The sequence below is a fragment of the Xenorhabdus miraniensis genome, assembly GCF_002632615.1.
The window spans coordinates 1-3,009 of record NZ_NITZ01000062.1 but is presented as its reverse complement, the minus strand read 5'-3'; the positions used below and the strand labels follow the sequence as shown (position 1 = coordinate 3,009).

The window sequence follows — 3,009 nt, the reverse complement described above, 5'->3', positions numbered from 1 at the left end:
TTTACACCAAGATTTTTTTTCCACATTGAGCTAACCGCAATGGCAATTTTTTTATGTCCTTCCTGCGTGTTATAAAGCAGATTAAAAGTAAGTGGGTTATTTTGATTAAACCCAGTATCACTCAGTAGCTCTTTAGCCTTGGCAATACGCTGCTCCTGAGTCCATGAAGCATAATCAGGTTGTTTAAAATTAAAGCCCCCTATATCTGGGGTGAGCATAGTATAAGCAGGTAATTGCCCCTGCCCCAAGATTTTATCAACAATAATATCTCTATCGATGGCTAAATTCAGCGCCTGCCTGACTCTGACATCATTAAATGGTGATTTTTTATTATTAAACTCATAAAAATATACTGTTGCTTTGGGAGAGAGTTTTACCTCATCAGGCAATGATTTTTTCAGTGATGGAAAAGATTCTGCTGCAATAGTAAAAGTAATATCGATTTCTCCCGCCAGATAACGGTTTAAATCCGATTTTTCTGAAGAAAGAGGAAGATAGGTTACTTTATTAATCACTGTATTTTTATCATCCCAATATTGGGTGTTTCTGACTCCGACTATTTTTTCATTAACAACCCACTCAGAAAGTTTATATGGCCCACTGCCGACAAATACTTCCGGTCTTGTCCATTTATCGCCATATTTTTTTACTGCCTTTTCACTTATCGGAAACATAGCGGGATGGGTCAGCATCTGTAGAAAATCTCCGACGGGTTTGTCCAGCCGCACTTCCAGCATCTCATCATTCAGCGCTTTTATCCCTAGCTCTTCTGTTTTTTTCTTACCGGTCAAAACCTCATTTGCATTCACTACAGACGCATTTTCAAGATAACTACCATAAGGAGAAACAGTATCAGGATCAATTAAACGCCGCCAACTGAATACAACGTCGTGAGCTGTAATAGGTGAACCATCTGACCATTTGATATCTTTTCTTAAATGAAAAACCCATGTTTTATTATCTTTGGTTTCCCAACTGGTTGCTAACCTTGGCTCAATCTTTCCCTGCCTATTAACCTGAATCAAACCATCAAAAAAATCACTGATAATATTGAATTCAACATTACTTGAAACTTTATGTGTATCCAATGAAGCTGGCTCTGAGCCATTATTGCGCACAATTTCCTGCTTAGCTGCCAACTTTGTTCCTTCAGGAATTACCGCAGCATGAGATAATGCAATATTGTTCAACATAAGTGCCATAGTACAAGTAAGTAATTTTATTTTTTTATTGTTGATTATTTTTGACATACTTTAGCTCTCCATAATTGTATTTAATCTTACTTATCCAACTCATGATTTAATTAACTTATCAATCGCTATAATCAGAGCCTGTTAATACAGGCTCTGATTTAAGGTTAGTGCTTAATAATATAGAGATCTTTTGTCGATATATAGTCCATTGGGCTAACGTAGAAACCACCGACATATGGTTTTACCATGCGGTTAATAACATAATAATAAACAGGAATTACAGGCATATCATTGTCGAAAATATCTATTGCCTTTTGATAATAATCAGTATCGTTGGTTTCACCTGCTTTAATGACCAACTGGTCGAAATCACTATTTTCATATAATGGTATGTTCTGGCTGCTTCCTGTCAGGAAAATTCCTAAGAAAGACATTGGGCTATTGTAGTCTGCCGTCCATGCGTATCTGACAATATCAAACTTATTCTGGTGCATATTATCCAACATCACTTTCCATTCCTGATTTTGTAAGCTGGCTTGAACACCCAGGTTCTGCTTCCACATTGCCGTCACAGCAATGGCAAGTTTTTTATGGGATTCTCTTGTGTTATAAAGCAAATTAAATTTGAGCGGATTTTTCTCGTTAAAACCGGCTTCGTTCAATAATTCTTTGGCTTTTTTAATCCGCTGTGCTTGTGTCCAGGAGGCATATTCTGGTGGGTTTAATGTGATCCCGCCGATATTAGGTGGAAGAATATTGTAAGCGGGAAGTTGTCCCATTCCCAATACTTTTTCAGCAATCACATCTCTATCTATGGCTAAACTTAATGCCTTCCTGACCCTGACATCATTAAATGGCGGTTTTTTAATATTGAAGGCGTAATAGTAAGTGCTGAGCATCGGATCAATATGAACTTGATCGTCTAATGTTTTCTTTAATGATGCAAAGGAATCCAATGGAATGGTAAAGGTAATATCAATTTCACCGGCAAGATAACGGTTTAAGTCCGACTTTTCTGATGTAAGGGCAAGATAAGTCACTTTATTGATTATTGTGTTTTTATTATCCCAATACTGGGGATTCCTGACACCGATGACATTTTCATTCACTTTCCATTCGGAGAGTTTGAACGCACCACTGCCCACAAAAGTATCGGGGTGCGTCCATTTATCGCCCTGTTTTTTAACCACTTTTTCACTAATCGGAACTAAAATCGGATGAGTCAGCATCTGCAAGAAATACGCCACGGGTTTATCGAGTTTTACTTCCAATGTGAGATCATCCAGTGCCTTAACACCAAGCTCTTCTGCTTTTTTCTTGCCTGATAATATATCGTCTGCATTAATAACGTGAGCAGTTCCAAGATAACTGCCATAGGGGGAAACCATTGTTGGATCAAGTAAACGCCGCCAGCTAAATACGACATCATGGGCGGTAATCGGTGAGCCGTCAGACCATTTAGCGCCTTTTCTGAGATGGAAGACCCAAGTTTTATTATCTTTTGTTTCCCAGCTTTCTGCCAATCTCGGTTCGATATTGCCTTTTCTATCGGTGTAGACCAAACCATCAAAAAAATCATGGATAATATTCAGCTCGACATTACTTTCTACTTTATGGACATCCAACGAAGCAGGGAAGGAGCCATTGTTACGCACAATTTCTTGTTTATCGGCCAATTGTGTTCCCGGCGGAACGATTGCGGCATGGGAGGGGGCAACGTTTGTTAAGAGTATTCCCATCGAACAGGTCAGGATTTGGGTGAACCTATTTTTGATTAGGCTCGCCATGATTTTTTTCATGTTTTTAATCTCCATTA

The 3,009-nt window shown here is 38.5% G+C and carries 2 protein-coding genes; both read right to left on the bottom strand.

The genetic code is table 11. From position 1 onward, the window contains the following. A partial coding sequence (locus tag Xmir_RS21950) for an ABC transporter substrate-binding protein (protein WP_099115149.1) occupies positions 1-1,250 on the bottom strand: 1,250 nt, incomplete at its 3' end. A gap of 107 nt (positions 1,251-1,357) precedes the next feature. Then, positions 1,358-2,992 (bottom strand): ABC transporter substrate-binding protein, encoded by a 1,635-nt coding sequence (locus tag Xmir_RS21945; protein WP_099115151.1) that lies wholly within the window; start codon positions 2,990-2,992, stop codon positions 1,358-1,360. Between the last annotated feature and the right edge of the window lie 17 nt (positions 2,993-3,009).

Coding starts and splice junctions, on each gene's coding strand:
- Xmir_RS21945 (WP_099115151.1), bottom strand. CDS start 2,992: ATGAAAAAAATCATGGCGAGCCTAATCAAAAATAGGTTCACCCAAATC.